Below are 15,711 nucleotides of genomic sequence, written 5' to 3' on the forward strand. Positions count from 1 at the left end.
GATCTCTTGTTTCTTCGGCGCGATTTTCGGCAACCGCCGATTACTGCGCTAACATACAATCATCGTCTATCACGATAAACCCAAGAAAATATTGGATTTTTATTTTTTCATTATGCACTTTGAATGAAGTCAAAACAAGCAAATAAGTAAAGTAGCCGCTGACACTGACGTTCAGTATTGCGTATGCATCGTGATAGGCCCGTGCATTTGATGACGCTCAATCCAAGTGTACTTCACGCTGATTCGCGCGCGAAATACACCGTCGCTTGTTTTTAAATATTCCGCGCCATCTTGACGCGTACAAGCTTTGCTCTCAAGTGTGCGAGTTCCATTTATTCTGGGTTCACTACCTTTGAGCCTGCACCGGTCAGTTGCCCTCCTTGAACTAGCCTTACTGTTTCTTGCTTGCACTTCTTTTTTTACAATATCTCTTACTCTTTGCACGATCCAATTCGTTGCCCTTAATTTGTATTTTATACAAAATTAAGCATTACGTTTTGCAGGGGTAAGGTTACTTTTTTTGGTTTGTCCGTGGAATTGGTGGGTCTTTTTTGGAAAATTGACCGTTATTTGTAAGCCTTTAAGGCTCTCAATTATTTAAATTGGTGGTGTCGGCTTACCCACCGCGTCGAGCGTTTATGGTCTAAGTAGGGACCACGCACGCCGCCTTGGATAAGTCTTTATATAGTTACTTTCTTCGGTCATAGTAAGTCACCCCTGAAATAATTAACTAGTTTAACTCTGTTAATATTTATATATATCATAAAGATAGATTATTTTTAAGGGCAGTAGTTACCCACTGATTTTTCGGACGAAGCCTTTTTTTAACCCATAAAATTAACTTGACATTTTCTGAAAAGCAGGAGGATACTATTTCCCACTTGCACTCTCGCCGCAACTTACACCGTACCGCATGCATGGTGTCAGGCTACCGGCGAAGCCCCCAGATATTAGTAGGTTGGCGCACGTTGCTTAAATTGCTTTTAAAATAAAAATACCGTTACAGCGTTCGAGACTGAGCCACAACGAGAATAATTAAAATCGAAGCTGCAACATGGGTAACGGAGATTTTTCGTCCCAAACGATTCCCACACAGATGGGAACCAGCACCAACAGCCTTTTGTTTAAGGGGGAACACATCATGTCACCTGTAACGCCCAAAATCCGCGTGGCTTTCTGCTTGCGCGCACCAGTTCAGTTAGTTTGCAGCATATGTCGCAATACCAAACACAGCCACCTGCAAGATCAATCAACACTAAGCTACAAAGCTAGCCCCTCAGCTTTCATACACTTTTAAATCCACAACCTACAATTCAGAGGTGATCCCATGAAGCGCATTCAAAACAAAACACGATTTATATATCGCCTGACCCCACTGGCACTATGCCTGCTTTGCGCTGCATGTAGCTCCTTGAGCCACGTTGCACAGCGCAATATTGCCAGCGGCGAAGGTGTCCTCGCAGGAACGTTCATACCAACCACTGCGCTGGAGCAAATCTACTACCTGGGCGTATTTGACCCACAGGAACAACTGCCGCCGACGATTTATCGGGTACGCGTCAAAGGCCAGTCCAGTTTTTTTAATACCACCCGTTATGCCTCAGGGTGGGTGCCAGCCTCAGTCATTGATTCTTTGGGATCGACGGCACGCTTTGATAAGAATGGTGATGGCGTGAAAGTAACCAAAGCTGAGGAGGGCATGCAAACGAAATTGACTGGTCGCAGGTTGGTGCTATTTGGCCCCGAAGGATTCCGAGAGGCACCCAAAGACCATCGCCTGGTTATTACTATGGGTTCCAGCCCCGAAAAATTTTTTCAAGCCGTTGATGAAGCGTTGGGGATCGTTGCTGCGGTAACACAAGGGCATAGTGGGCCGGCACTGGAACAAGATTTGTTCAAAGAATTATTACGTGTAAAGACAGAACACGAGCGGCTAGATCAATTGAATAACGAAGCCAGTAATGACCGTTTGAAGGAGCAATAATAATGAAACATACCTATCTGATTAATGGTATTAGGGGACGCCACTTGGCTTTCGTCACGGCACTTTCTCTATGCGCTTGTTCCGTATTGCAAATAGATGTGGATGAATACAAAGGACCATTGGCAAATCACGAGGATATCCAGTTACGGCAATATATCGCGCTAGCTACCTCAGCCAAACCGATTATTGTGGCACTGCGCAATAATTATATTTTTGACGATGAAAGTTACGCGTCATATGACAATTCTGCTGAAGAACAAGCTAAAAAACAAGCTAAAGAACAAGATAGAGCGTGTCTCCAAGGGAACCTCGATCATAGTGATGAATATCTTGGATGTACTTTTAAACTTGATATTGCTTACTTCCTTAATTCAATACTTGCACTTTATGAAGATACAGATCATCTTGCAGAAAAAATAACTACTGAACGGAAAGCGGTTGCTGAACGGAAAGCGGTTGCTGAACAGAAAGCGGTTGCTAAACAGGTATCGACTGAGCTATCTGCATCAGCATTCCACAGAACACAACAGGACAACCTCCCCGCTGAAGATAAAGCCAGAAATAAGTTTGGAATTACCGAATTAACAAAAAAATTTATTGATGCTACCGAAAAAGTAAATAATCATCAGAATGAGAGCACTCTTAATAACCTCCGCATAGCCAAAGAACGCCTTAATGACGCGCTAATCATCTTTGCCGAAAAAATACTTTACACTGTCAACAACCATCAATTGGCCAACGGCAGTTCTAGCAAGGAAAGTTTCGCAAGAAAACTGGCGGTGCTTCAGTCTCTTGGAAACACACTCATTGTGCACGCGGATGATCTGCGCAAACGCGCTACGCATGATCAGCGTTTGAAGGATCGTAAAGATAGCGAGTTAACCGCAGCACAACATGCATTTGCACCGGGGGCGCAAAATGCATTTGATAACCTAGTGCGAGACTTAGAAGTAGCTGTCCGGCAAAAAGGAAGTACGGAGCTAAGTCTGGAAAGAGCAATAGGTGAATTCAATAAAATGCCTATCACGGAAAAAGAAATCAGTGACTCAGAAAAAAAGCTTAAAGCGGATGCGGAAAAAGTGCAACCAAATTTAAACGCCTATCGTACAGCCTTTGATGATTATAAGCTTGATGCTGAGGGAATTACCCCAGCGGATAGCTCAGTGGATGAAGATCGACGTGAAATCGCTGATCTTTTTAAGCCAGTCAATCGAGTAACAATGGGTGATGTGTTCACCAAATTGGAATCATGGTTTGACGAAAGTAAGATTTTGCCTCAAGGCGAATTACCATCAGCAGATCCAAAATATAATCGCCGCAATTGTGCTAAAACTGCCTTTGATAAGTTCAAGTCAAAGTTATTCATACAGGATTTTGAAGTTGTAGGTGCGGAAACAGAGCTGTTTAAGAAGCTAGGGGGCAGATTCCTGGTAAAACTTGATGAGGATAAGCTTAGTCTCAAAAAAACACAAAAAGAGATAGCTGATAAAAAGCAAGCATTTGAAAAAAATGAAGAAAATATAAGAGAAAAAGAGAAAGTGGCGGGCGTTACAGGTCAATTAGAAAAAACTCTTAAAACGATTAAGTCAATAAAGCAAGAAGTGCTGCAAGAGGCCGAAAATGCCAAGGTCGTCGATTTGTCTGGCTTGCGCCATCTGTTGTTGCTCGAAATCAAAAAACAAAGTTTGCTCGAAACAACAGAAACCAAAAAGAAAGAAGAATTTCAGGTAGCGGGGGATATGCTGGCAGCGATGTCGATTCCAAAGACATTTCAATTTTCTGGCGGGTCTCAGGTAAAAACTCAACGCGATGTATTGGATGATGTCATCGCACAATTGCAACAACAACGTTTGGAAGCAGCCTCCAGAGGTGGCAATTTAACCGCACTGGACAAAGCATTGGAACTGGCTTACGAACAACGAGGTGGGCTAGCCTATCTTCGTCCAGCCAGTGCTTATTTGCGTAACGCTTTCGCTAATACATCGCTGCAGGATAACGGTGGTAGCACCAATTGTAAGAATTTACTGTTTCCTTTATTTTGCAATGATGGCAGCAAAGCGTTCCGAGAAACCAAGCTCGAAATGGACAAACAGTTCTGGCAAACCATCAACACAATCAAAGTCCGTGGCGGTGGTGCAACCGACTTTGCCATCGTTAAAGATGATGTCGGCAACTGGTATGTCAAAGGGCTGTCGTCCGATCCGGAAAGCATCATAAGAAGTGCACAGAGTTTGGCTTTATTTAATATGGGCGGCAAAGTTAATCTCGATTTGTTGGGGCAGGTGGAAACTAGACGAAAGTTGGCGAACCCAGATATTAGCGATTCGGATCGCACAGCTTTAAAAAAGGAACTTACGGAACAGCAGTCGGGCAGTGGTGCAAATACCGCCGGATTGGAGAAGGTGTTGGCCAAGTACCGTAAGGAATACGTAGACGCTACTACCATGGATGTCAGTGGTCTGATCGGTAAATTGGACCAATTACCAATTGACATTAATGCGGCATGGCAGGGCATTAACTTTGATAAAGATACCCTCGATAAATTGAAAGCTTTGCTCAACACCACTCCAGCCGAATTAGTTACAGCTAAAACTGCTCTTACCGATCTCGCCAAGGCTGATCTGCAAGCTTCGGCTACAGCCCCAAAAATTCCTGCGGTTACGACAACCGATCTCACCAAGATTACCACTCCAGCCGCACAGGATTCGAGCACGGTCAATACCAACGCTTCAAATGCCATTGTTAAATCACTGATTGAAGTACGAAATATGCGCAGCAGGTTAGTGAAGGCAATTATTCAAAACGATGATCTAATTACAATCCAGAGGGGTAAGTATGAGGCTGAGAAGGCTAGCTTTAATGCCCAGGATGTTATCGTGACTAACAAGAAAAATGAATGGGAAAAAGCTGATGCTAAAGTGACAGGTGCGCAGGCTCTATTTGATGCCATGACTGCACCTACAGTAGTGGCAAAAAAAAGAGAGGCATTAGACAAAGCCGAGATTACTTTGAAAGAAAAGCAGGGGGCATTGAATCTAGCTCACGCTGACCAAGAAAAAGAAGTGGCTGCCAAGCGCAAAGTATGGAATGAAGCTGTTGAAAACAATAAGAATGCGCAGATCAAAGCTGAAGCTGCAAATCACACACCTGCTGATGAAGCAGAGTTAGTCAAATCAAAGGCTGCCCTTGTTATTGCGGAAAATAGACTTGATTCCGCCATTAATATCCCAAGTACGGATGTAATTGCCACGACAAAGGCAAGGGATGAAGCCGAGTCCGACCGGGCAAGCAAGCAGGCAAAATTTGATAGTTCGATTGCGTCCACAGAAATCAGCAACGCCAAGACAGCATTAGAAACAGCCAGAGCTGATCTTGGCACTGCGAAGACAAAGTGGGATACCGCAAACGAAGAATTAAGAGCGAAAAGTACTCTTGCCAAAACCGCAGAGGATGCCTACACCTTGGCTAAATCCAATCGGCTTGCAGCAGCGCGAAAAGTGTCAACATTAGCCAACTCTTTAATTGAAACCACTACGACCAATCGACTTGAGGCCGTCAAAGCTTACGAAGTTGCCATCGGTTTTGTCGGGCAAACGGCAGGGGGGCAGTAGTGTTTACCATACTAAAGAAACGCTGATTAATTCGTCATTCCGCGAAAATGGTGATCCATCTTATTGATTTAACTGGGTTCCCGCTTTCTCGGGAACGACGATTGTAAATTAATCAGCGCTTCCCTAAGCTTTAGGGCACCGAATAAGGACATGCAGGAACTGTCCAACGGCTGCGGGTTTTTGTACACAATCAATACTGGGTGAGATTGCGCGTACCCAAAGACTAAAAACGAGCAACCGAAATCGTGCTCTCAAAATAAGGAAAAATGTATGAGCCCTGCATTTAAAAACGTTACGTTTGGAAAAAAATCAACACATAGTGGCCCTGCTAACACCAAAACTACCGTTGTGCCTGACGGCAGTGCGATCAGTGTGTTATTTGACAAGATGCAAGCCCAAGCGGGCATGACGAAGCGAAGCAGTCACCGCATACGTTGTGATTTGACGTTGAGGCTGGTATCTCCCGTAGAAACCCCAACAGAAATTCTGCTTGATGTGCGAGGAGCTATTATCAAAACGAATCGTTCCACTGTTAGTTTGACAATCCTGATACATAAACGGGCGCGCCCACTAATCTTTAGCGAGCCTCATACGAAAAGTTGCTCGCGCTTTGTTATAAACCTACCAAAAGGAGCACGCAAGTTCAGCGTAAGCATTTTCGCAACGGCTAGAGCGAAGCACCCAGAATCAGCAATCGTGGCAATTGACTCGTTGGATGTTGCTTTTCGCAATCCACAATAGACAGTGTAGTGAGCCCCGAATTTGAAACATTAGTTTAAGCTTTAGCCCGAAGAATATTGCACATCATTACAATTTGGTCGTTCAGGTACCGATCTCGCATAACGTCCCATCCGAAAATATCAACGCGCAGCGAACTATTTTTCCAGCATAAACGGTCTGCATCGCGATACGATATTCCTGCATCTGAACACTATGAGACTCAGAGTCTGACATTGCGCCGCTCTTGTAATCAAGTACCCATACTTCGTCATCAAATTCTACCAGTCGGTCGATACGTCGCAGTTCGCCGCGCGCATTGACATATGACATTTCATTACAAGCCTTGCAGTAATGTCGGGGATCAAAGAAACGTTGTAATGCCGGCAATGTCAGCAGATGTTGCGCCTGTAGCCAGAGTGATTCCATATCGCAGGACGAGATGCCGTGCTGCAATTGCAGCGCTGCCTTGTCAGCCATTTCTCTCTTCTTAACTCCATCTGTTGTAGGTAGGACGGAAGTGTCTGCCGAAGATGCGCTTAGATGTTGCAGTAACGTGTGCAAACAAGTGCCTTGCCGCTGCGCAACCGTGGAGCGCATTGTGCGATGACCTGTGGGTAATGGACGCAATAATGCTTCATCAATTTCAGCAGCAACTGAGGGTAAGGCAGGAGCAAGGTTATCGGCCGCAATCAACAAAGGATTATCGGCCTCCTCCACAGCTGTCGCGATGCGGTCATACCAGGAATTTTCTTTTAATTCACCATTCCCACTCACTAGCAGTGCTTGTTTCGCACGCGTCATGGCGACATACAGCAAATTCATTTCTTCACGCCGAATATAATCTTCATCGGCATCAAAATAAGTCGCTCGCTTGGCCCCGCGACTACGCTTATCAGTAAAAAGTGAGAAATGCACTGGTTGCGGTGCGTTGGGTGGCCAATCGAGCAGCACGCCATAGCTGTCTGGTTTACGATGCGTATCGTTTGCGTCAAGCAGCCACACGATGGGTGCCTCCAGCCCCTTGGCTTCATGCACGGTGTAAATACGCACGGCATTACCGACCTCACCTATCTTGCCCTCGTCCGGCGATTCATTGTTGTCAGCCAAGCGAAGTTCTCTCAGCTCAGCAAGGAAACGTGGCAAACTGGGGTAGCGTCCGGCATCCACATTCAGCGCAATCTCCATAAAGGCTTGCAGGTTGGCGTGTATCGTTTCATGCATTTCGACAGGCAGCGCAGCTTCATAGCGATGCAACAAATCACCCTCAAAATAGATGCGATCAAGCAGATCATGAACTGGCAGCTTGTCGGCGCGATCCAGCCAGTTATTCAGCAGGCGATATGCACGCGACAACTCGACAGATGCTGCCTCGTTCTGTACACATCGCTGCAGCCGTGACCACCAGTTACCACCGATTTCGTCTTGAGCCAATTGCATTAAATCGCCATCGGAACAGGCGAAAAAGGGGGAACGCAGAACTTGCGCTAATTCTAAATCGGCGAATGGGGTGATTAGAAAAGTCAGTAAAGCTTGTATATCTTCCGTTTCCAATGTGTCCAGCAGCCCGCCGCGTCGCGACGTTAAGAAGGGAATGCGGCAAGTACGCAAGGCGCTCTCATATACTCGTAAATGGGTGCGCTTGCGCACCAATACCATAATGTCAGAGTATTCTGCACGCCGTACTGTGCCGTCTGCATCCTGCACACTCCAGCGCGCCACGATGTCGGCGATGCCAGCGGCAAACTGCTGTGCCTCCGCTTCACGCTCGTCGGTCGCTTGTTCGATACGCGCTTCCAGCAAAGGGTTACGCAACCAACCCGGTCTACCCAGTGCGTCAATCTCGGCCGAATTTTCAATTAACGCTAGCGGCAAGGCAGCGACGAAACCGGGTAAGTTGGTGTGGTGCGCGATGTGTGTTTCAAAATCCACGAAACCATCCGGCTGTGAATGAAATACGCTATTTACTGCTTGCAACACCGTTGGGGCATTTCGCCGCGTGATATTCTGGCTCAGGGGATACGCGCCAAACTCTTGTTGCAACCATACCTTCACCTCTCCGAACAAACGCGCATCGGCACGACGAAATCGGTAAATGGATTGCTTTGGATCACCCACCACAAAAACGGTTGGTCGCGATTCAACGGCAGCAGATGCAGCAAACCAGGCTTGCAGAATCTGCCATTGCACCGGGTTGGTATCCTGGAATTCGTCCAGCAAAACATGTTTGTAGCGGTTATCCAATTTGTACTGCATATACTCGGCACAATCGCTCTGATTGAGCAGGCGGCATACCTGCCATTCCACATCGGTAAAATCCATTAACTGCTGACGCAGTTTCAAATCCTGATAATGTTGCAGTAATGCGGCCCCGCAGTGCAAAGCGGCCTGATTCATACGCAGCGCTTCGCGCTCTGTCAAAGCATCACGCACGGTCTGCAGGGATTCGAATATGGCACAACAAAGGCTGGCATAGCGCTCGTGGTCCTGCCCTTTATTCGCCTTGAATTTTTTGCGCGGCTCACCTTTCTCGGTATAAAACCCGTCACTTAGTGCTTCGAAACGCACGCGTGCATCTGGTAAACGTAAAGCATCAGCCAGCATGCGAGCATCTTTCTGTTGTGCTGCCGAACCGCTTTGTAACAAGCTTGCAAAGGACTCTACAATTAATTCAAAATCTTTTTCCAGTAGTACCGCTAGCGGATCATTCGCAAGATCAACGTCAAGCTTGATACGGAGTTGTTCTATCGCATAGCCCACCGCATCATCCTGACCGCTGGTATAAGCCCACCATTCGGCTCGTTTCTGTACAAAATTCTTCAGAAGCGTGCGCGTACTGTGCAAACCATATTCCGCAAACAACCATTGCATCTCTTGCGCAGTTACCTCGTCAGGTGCGGCACGCAGGCTATCGGCAAACATTTGCCATGCTTCCTCATACAGCGCCGAAGTACGCTCCAGCAATTGCATTCCTATAAGCAAACCAGCATTCAAGGGCGCGCGCTGAATAATCTGCATGAACCAGCCGTGAAAAGTATTGATGGTAATAGCAGGTTGCGCCATTAAACAGTCGCGATACAGACTACGCGCGCGCGCCAGCAGCATGTCGTTTACATCATGCAGTTCGCGTTCCACAAGAAAAGCACGTACCGCAATGTCATCTTTTGTTGCAAGCAAATGTAACCATTCGTGCAAACGCGCCTGCATTTCCTGTGCGGCTTTTCGAGTGAAAGTGATGGCTAAAATTTCTCCAGGCTTAACACTGGTCAACAGCAAGCGCAAAATTCGTGACACCAGTAGCCAGGTTTTGCCGCTGCCCGCGCAGGCTTCTACGACTACGCTGTGCTGAGGGTTTAGAGCGATGCAATTTTTCATTGCATGCTCCATATGCACTGCATCTTTTCCATTAGCGCTCATTCCATTCCGATTTTCGGCATAGCCCGCGCATCTCGCAATACTGGCATGCCTCTGCCACCCCATGCGCGGGCAATGCCGCGCCACTGCGCATCTGTGCGAATACTTCCAACAGACGCGTGATATTTGCCTGCGCCAGTTCAGCCACGTCCTGTGGTGGCTCAATTGCAATCACTTTGTCTTTTTCGATGCTGATAAATGCGGCTGCATCCGCCTCATACACGGAAGCATAGCAAGCCAGTTGCACGTCCTCGCCTGCTTCTTTGAGCTTATTGCGTAGCCTGGTCGCATCCATCATCTTGTAATCAAGCACGCGCACTGAACTACTTCCATCGGTCCGCTTATCTACACGGTCTAACCGCCCATGCATAAGTAAATCATCAGTCAATGGCAATTCAAACGGCACTTCCCCACTTTGATATCGCCAACCATCAGCTTCATTTTTTAACTGTTCGTCCAGATAGAAGGGAATTGCTTGCTGCCAACGCAACAGCCAGGCACGCGCCAAATAATCGCGTTTCACAGCAGGCGCAAAAATTTCGACACTGATGCGTTGCAGAGCCGAATCCAGATCGGCGAGCAGATGATTGTCCAGCACCTGATATTGCTCATGGAAGTGTCGAAGAATGTCATGTACCCATTCACCATAATCGCGTTTCTCGACATCTTCACGAACTTCATCCATTTCATTGAGGTGCAAAATATGGCGGGCATAATATTGATAGGGGCAGGCCACCAGACTGTTATAACCGCTGGCTGAAATACGTCGCGGAATAAGATCTGGCAGCGCGACTGGTGCGGGCATTGCAGCCGCAGGCGGTAGTGGGAATTCTGCACTGCGCACTTGCGACCTTTCAAGCAGCGTATCCCATTCCCCCTTCTTTATCGTAAGGTCATCTCCGTAAGCCAACTCGTGCAGGGCACGTAGCATTTCGAAACAGGGGCTTAATAGATTTGCTTCGCCGCTTTTGCTGGCTTGCCAGGTAATCAGCATTGTGTCATTCATAGCGAGCAATGCCAGTAAGTCATCGCGCTGCTGTGCCAAATTTACTTCGTGTGTCGGCAAGCCGAGTGTGGCGCGCACGGCATCATTGAACCACTGTCCGCTGCTGTCAGTGCTCGGTAGATGTGCAGCATCACAGCCGAGCATCAGCACTGCGTCGAAGCTGCGCCAGCGCGTTGCGGCAAGATGGGTGAGTACAACCGGGCTGTCGATCGTTAAATCCCGGAAGGTATGTCCGTCGAGTTGTTGTGCCAGCCAATGCCGCCACTCGGTCAGACTGACGCGCGTGGTATCTGCATGTAGTTCACGCTGCCAGTTTTGCAGCGCCTGTAGCAACTGTATACCGGCATCATCCAGGTTCAGCCCCTGCACTATGCCGAGAATTTCTAAGCTAGAGTAAAGCGTGCTTAACCAGCCGGACAGCGTATCGTTTTTGTTATGCAAAACCTCCGCAGCCTGATGCAACCGCATCAGTGCCACTTTCATCTCAGCATTGCCTTGCGTCAAATCGAGAAATGTAACCAGATGTGCCACCACCCCATGCTTGCGCACCAGTTGTTCGAGCTGATACACCGTCTGCTTACGCTCCTGCACGGCTTGATCGGCGAAGATGAATGGCGATTTGAGCAGATCGAGTAAATCCTGATAGTAGAAATCACTTTGCAGCGCATCCAGCCAGCGCATTAACACCGTGCTCACCGATAACGTCGAGAATTTCCAGCCTGTTTCGTCGCATACCAGTACGCCAGCTCGCTCCAGCAAGGCACGCATACGCCTTGCGACTATGCGATCTTGTGCGACGATGGCTATATTTTTCTTACCTGCAAGTAACCAGCGCCGTATCTGAATCTCGGCGGCACGCGCTTCCTGTTCCAAACCATGAGCGCCAAAAAAACGCAGGCGGTGCCGCAACGTAGCGTGAGGAAAATGTTTTTGCAGGTGAATAAATTGCTCGCGCAACGACAGGGCATCCATCTCCGTCATTCTCTCTTGCGAGTTATCGTGTACCTCACTCACTCTTTTCGTCGGAGTATGGTCAGGAAAGTGAGGCCGGCTGGAGGCGATGATGCGCATCACTGCACATTCTGGCTGTCGTGATGACATCTCGCGCAAATCAATAATCATCACAGGCGCGAGTTTATGATATGCCTCCAGGAAACGTGTTTCAGTCGCAGCAAGAGAGGAAGTCAATAATACATACATCGGTAGTTCAGCTTGCTGTGCGAGTTGTGTCAAACTTTGCTGATAAGCGCGTGGGGAATCAAGTTCGCCGCTATTGTTTATCGCATACCATAGTTCGTATACGACGCGTGCTTCGAACTGCATGGCGATGCCACGCTTGGACTGATAGGCTTGCTCCAATTGCGATAGAAAATCTTCGGCATTTTGTGGCAGCTTGACATGATGATGTGTCAGCTCATCCAGCAAAATCAACAGTTCGCGCGCGATGCTCCATAGATCAGCATCTCCAAACCACCGTCGCGCGCGCAATGCCTGGTACAAAGTGGTAATACGACAAGTATCGGGAGTAAAAGCTAGTGCGCAGGGAACGGATTGAACCCAATCATTGAGCGTTACCATCTGCGGCAATAAAATTGCAGGCAGGTTGGCTACACGTGCCAAACTTTGCGCTAATGGTTGTGACACATGGTAATTGGGTAACAAAACCCTGGCACGGCGCAGATCAGGTATTTCGTTAGCGTGCTGCGTCAGAATGACGCGTGCAACAGAATCAAAAAAAACAGTGGCGTTTGATGTATTATTTTGCGGTATCGGGTTCAACGCTTATTACCTCTATCGTCATTCCCGCGCAAGCGAGCAACACCACATTTATCGATTGAATGATAAGTAACCTACATACCCCGCAATTGAAAATTCACAACCACGCTCTTCATTCCTGCTTGTGCAGGAATGAAGAGCTATAAGCCATTAGCGATATCACTAGAGAATAAACAGCGAGGGATGTGTTATTAATATTGCAGGACACAATTGGCAGTTAAAGAACAGCCTCACGCAATAGTGGAAGAAACATTTCAGCGCATCAACAGCTTATCCAGCCCTGTCAAGCCATCTTCATCTTTACCATCCTTCGACCCGCCAGGATAGTTCCGTTCCTCTTCACCAGGCGCATATTCCTTTTCCAACAAATGCAGCTTGTCCTTTACTTCTTTCCAATCATCTGCATCAGCAGGTGGCTCTTTTTTCTCGACGATACACTTCCAGACTCCACATAGCTCTGCATTCAGGGCAGTGAACTGGCGCTGGTCTTCTGGCAAATCATCCTCGGCATAAATTGCATTGACTGGACATTCGGCAACGCACAGTGTGCAGTCTATGCACTCATCCGGGTCAATCACCAAACTGTTCGGTCCTTCGTAAAAACAATCCACCGGACAAACCTCAACACAATCAGTGTATTTACATTTGATACAAGCTTCGGTAACTACGTAGGTCATGAATTCAAACTCCTATTGAAATATGTTTGCTATTTTAAACAAAATACAGGTTAGTGTCAGCAATGGAAATTGGGGTCAGACTCGATTTAATCTACCACCTCATGCCACCTCACGTTTTGGTCTACCACGTGGCAGAGGCATAGCCCGTCGTTTAGTGAGTGCCGCCACCTTGGCGCCAAAAAGGCTATCGCCCAAAACCCACCCTTTGTTTGTTGCATTACGGATAGCCTCCACATCCGCCTTAGCAACCTGTGCCCGGAACAACTGCCGATATGCAGACTGACGCTCTTCATTCGTGCGACCAAGGCTTTGGTACAGTTCATGCGGAAAAATCAATCCCTCCGCATTTCCTTGCCCATTGGCACGATAACTCGACCAAGGATAATCGTCAGGATGCGCCACCATCTCAGCGCGTACAGGATTCATCTCAATGTAGCGCATACACGTCAGAAGGTAACGTTCGCTATCAATCAACGTGCTTTTATACCGCCCCTCCCACAACGTCCCGGTGCGCTGATAGGTGAAGTTGAAATACTGCACATAACGTCGCCCAATCGACTGCAAGGTTTTAGATAGGCTGGATTCCGTGGTGGGCGTAACCAACAAATGCACGTGATTCGTCATCAGCACATAAGCATGAACGGTAACGGAATGCGTGTCAGCCGCCTCATGCAGGCAACGTAGATAAAACTGGTAATCGGCATCCGCCGCAAAAATGAGATCGCGGTTATTACCGCGTTGAATAACGTGCAAAGGTTGGTTGGGTAGATATAAGCGGGGAAGGCGAGCCATCATACAATTACTGGTTACAGGGATGGAGCTAGTATATCAAATTAAATCGAGTCTGACCCTAATTTATGTCCGAAAAAACTAAATACCTTATTGGAGGGCAATTATCTTTTACTAATCAGGTCTCCTAATTTCTACATTACCAAATTTATGATATCGAAATCCAATCAACCCTAAACCCGCGAGTAGTAATAAACCACTGCTCGGCTCAGGTATGGCAGCAACCGCTGAAACCTCGGCATTCCAGTAGTGCGTAAGCGTGTCCCAGGGATTGGGCAGGGTGTCATTTGTGATATACAGGTAACCCACATTTCGGTCTGCCGCAAGCGCTACATTTGCCAGCATGGCTGCCTCATCACTAACGTTATATAACAAATGAGCGAAATGATCAGCCGTGTAGTTATTTGTCCAAGTATCAGGTGGGTAGGTTTCGTACCCAGTCTGATTTTCGAAAGTAACCAGCACATCGGCAGCGGTCAAATAAGACTCTAACGTATTGGTGCCGGGATTCCCAAAAATGCGGTATTCAGGATTGGTTAATTTAATACTGTTGTAGAGTGACTTATAGTAGGCAAGGTCAGTTGACGTATTGGACATTTCATCAAGGAATATACCGTCAATATTATAAAAGCTGGCGTAGCTCGCGACCGCTGATAGCACTTCTGCCTGAGAACGTGCTCCATAGCTGGTATAAACATAACCCACCACTTTTCCGCCAGCCGCCCGAAACGCATCAACCGCTGTCGTGTAGTCAGAGTTAACCGAATCCCCGGGGCCGTTATTAGGGTTCATGATGGCCGTGATATTCACTTGCCCTGCCGCTGCCGTCATTTCATCCCAGAAACTCTGGTTAGGATCAAAGGAAGGATAAAAATAAGCGGGTAGAAGTATGTTAACGGCGTGTGTATTAAAGCTTAGTAGCAGCCCCACAAGAAAACTGTATGCTAATTTTTTCATTTTTATCCATCGTAATTGTTTGAGAAAAGGAAAAAATGGCGATCTTTCAAACAGGAAAGCAGCCGTAATTCTATTCAAATACTTTGGTACTTCTATAAATCCGTCGTCAGAGCGACGGATTTTCTACAATTAGGTCAGTTTTCTGTTTTTCTGAACTCGAATGCAATTGTGCGATTTTTGAGTTGATTTTAGGGTTCAATTAATTTTCATTTGTGCCTTTTGGCCACACTCTTATGCTGCTGTCGCGATTTTAGGCGCACTGATGCGCTCAAAGCCAAATGTCTTGTTGCGAATCAGCACCTCAACACGGCTCAGGTTGTTGGCCAGATTCATCAACTTCAAGCCAACCTTGGCGCGAGCGATACCGATGCTGCGTACGAAGATGCCACTCTTGCTGTTCCCCAACCGTCATTCCGGCAGACAAGGAGCCGCAACCGTCAGGATGCCGCTGGATCGCGGCGGCGTGCAAACCACCCTACACAAGATGACCGAAGCCTGTGGCCTAAAAAAAGATCTCGCCCCACAGCCGATGCCACAGCTATGCGACCCACCAGATTGAGGCCGGAGTCGACCTGCTCGAGGTGCGGAAATTTCTCGGCCATTATTCCAAGCTATTTTCTATGAGGCCACTCGAGCACTTGGAGCCGGGCTTGTACAACAAACGGTTCAGATTGTGGCTCGCTTCGCAATCACAATGTCGGGTAGCCAAGCGCGGTCACCCGCGTCCAGCCCCCTAAGAACCGTACGTGCACCTTTCGGAGCATACGGCTCAAGCCTCTA

The 15,711-nt window shown here is 47.4% G+C and carries 7 protein-coding genes and 1 pseudogene; 3 read left to right on the forward strand and 5 right to left on the reverse strand.

The genetic code is table 11. From position 1 onward, the window contains the following. The first annotated feature begins 1,327 nt into the window (after positions 1–1,327). The gene (locus MJ769_RS10965) at positions 1,328–1,984 is read left to right on the forward strand and encodes a hypothetical protein (RefSeq protein WP_239237177.1); all 657 of its coding nucleotides are present in this window, start codon (positions 1,328–1,330) and stop codon (positions 1,982–1,984) included. A gap of 2 nt (positions 1,985–1,986) precedes the next feature. Beyond that, the gene (locus tag MJ769_RS10970; RefSeq protein WP_239237178.1) at positions 1,987–5,595 is read left to right on the forward strand and encodes a hypothetical protein; all 3,609 of its coding nucleotides are present in this window, start codon (positions 1,987–1,989) and stop codon (positions 5,593–5,595) included. Between the two features lie 822 nt (positions 5,596–6,417). Here the strand turns inward: MJ769_RS10970 and MJ769_RS10975 are convergent. The 5 genes and pseudogenes from MJ769_RS10975 to MJ769_RS10995 form a co-directional block, all read right to left on the reverse strand. Further along, a complete protein-coding gene (locus MJ769_RS10975; RefSeq protein ID WP_239237179.1) occupies positions 6,418–9,729 on the reverse strand; it encodes a UvrD-helicase domain-containing protein in 3,312 nt (1,103 codons plus the stop codon). Further along, positions 9,719–12,511 (reverse strand): PD-(D/E)XK nuclease family protein, encoded by a 2,793-nt coding sequence (locus MJ769_RS10980; RefSeq protein ID WP_239237180.1) that lies wholly within the window; start codon positions 12,509–12,511, stop codon positions 9,719–9,721. The genes MJ769_RS10975 and MJ769_RS10980 overlap by 11 nt, the downstream gene beginning before the upstream one ends. A gap of 353 nt (positions 12,512–12,864) precedes the next feature. Further along, positions 12,865–13,185 (reverse strand): annotated as a pseudogene (gene fdxA / locus MJ769_RS10985) (ferredoxin FdxA); the annotation flags it as partial. A gap of 99 nt (positions 13,186–13,284) precedes the next feature. Further along, on the reverse strand, positions 13,285–13,980 hold the full coding sequence (locus MJ769_RS10990) for a transposase (protein ID WP_239237182.1): 696 nt from the start codon (positions 13,978–13,980) through the stop codon (positions 13,285–13,287). Positions 13,981–14,088: 108 nt separating this feature from the next. Beyond that, complete coding sequence (locus MJ769_RS10995; RefSeq protein ID WP_239237184.1) at positions 14,089–14,931, reverse strand: spherulation-specific family 4 protein; 843 nt, start codon at positions 14,929–14,931, stop codon at positions 14,089–14,091. A gap of 262 nt (positions 14,932–15,193) precedes the next feature. Here MJ769_RS10995 and MJ769_RS11000 point away from each other — a divergent pair, with 262 nt between their 5' ends. Further along, on the forward strand, positions 15,194–15,490 hold the full coding sequence (locus tag MJ769_RS11000) for a hypothetical protein (RefSeq protein ID WP_239237185.1): 297 nt from the start codon (positions 15,194–15,196) through the stop codon (positions 15,488–15,490). Positions 15,491–15,711: the final 221 nt, after the last annotated feature.

Origin of the sequence: Candidatus Nitrotoga sp. BS (genome assembly GCF_927797785.1) — a bacterium.
GTDB lineage: Bacteria > Pseudomonadota > Gammaproteobacteria > Burkholderiales > Gallionellaceae > Nitrotoga.

What these genes read in the sequence shown, in the direction of transcription:
- MJ769_RS10965 (WP_239237177.1), top strand. Translation starts at nt 1,328, where the DNA reads ATGAAGCGCATTCAAAACAAAACACGATTTATATATCGCCTGACCCCA.
- MJ769_RS10970 (WP_239237178.1), top strand. Translation starts at nt 1,987, where the DNA reads ATGAAACATACCTATCTGATTAATGGTATTAGGGGACGCCACTTGGCT.
- MJ769_RS10975 (WP_239237179.1), bottom strand. Translation starts at nt 9,729, where the DNA reads ATGAGCGCTAATGGAAAAGATGCAGTGCATATGGAGCATGCAATGAAA.
- MJ769_RS10990 (WP_239237182.1), bottom strand. Translation starts at nt 13,980, where the DNA reads ATGATGGCTCGCCTTCCCCGCTTATATCTACCCAACCAACCTTTGCAC.
- MJ769_RS10995 (WP_239237184.1), bottom strand. Translation starts at nt 14,931, where the DNA reads ATGAAAAAATTAGCATACAGTTTTCTTGTGGGGCTGCTACTAAGCTTT.
- MJ769_RS11000 (WP_239237185.1), top strand. Translation starts at nt 15,194, where the DNA reads ATGCGCTCAAAGCCAAATGTCTTGTTGCGAATCAGCACCTCAACACGG.